The sequence below is a fragment of the Vibrio sp. 1249-1 genome (assembly GCF_033340495.1).
In genome coordinates, this window is sequence record NZ_JAWOWJ010001073.1 from 1 (window position 1) to 539 (window position 539).

1 protein-coding gene is annotated in these 539 nt (G+C 44.3%); it reads left to right on the forward strand.

Annotation, left to right across the window (positions count from 1 at the left end):
• Positions 1–67: 67 nt before the first annotated feature.
• Positions 68–539: lipid-A-disaccharide synthase (gene lpxB / locus R7Z50_RS30540; RefSeq protein ID WP_318150156.1), on the forward strand; the 472-nt coding region annotated here is incomplete at its 3' end.

The following is a 539-nucleotide window of genomic DNA, read 5'->3' on the forward strand; positions in this document are numbered from 1 at the left end:
GGCTGCGGTCTTTTTGTGTTTTATGGATAAGGAATCCCTTATCCATAGTACATAGGGCGAAATCGATATGGAAAAACCATTACGTATTGGCATCATTGCTGGCGAGTTATCTGGTGACACGCTAGGGGAAGGCTTTATCAAGGCAGTGAAAGAACGATACCCGAATGCAGAGTTCGTTGGCATCGGTGGGCCAAAAATGATCGCGCAAGGCTGTGAATCTCTTTTTGATATGGAAGAGTTAGCTGTAATGGGCTTAGTTGAAGTGCTTGGACGACTACCTCGTTTGTTAAAAGTAAAAGCTGAGCTTGTTAAGTACTTCACTCAGAACCCGCCAGATGTTTTTGTCGGTATTGATGCGCCAGATTTTAACTTGCGTCTAGAGTTAGATTTAAAGCAAGCAGGCATTAAAACCGTGCACTACGTGAGCCCTTCAGTATGGGCGTGGCGTCAAAAGCGTATCTTCAAAATCGAGGCAGCGACCAACCTGGTACTGGCTTTTCTACCGTTTGAAAAGGCGTTTTACGATAAATTTAAAGTGC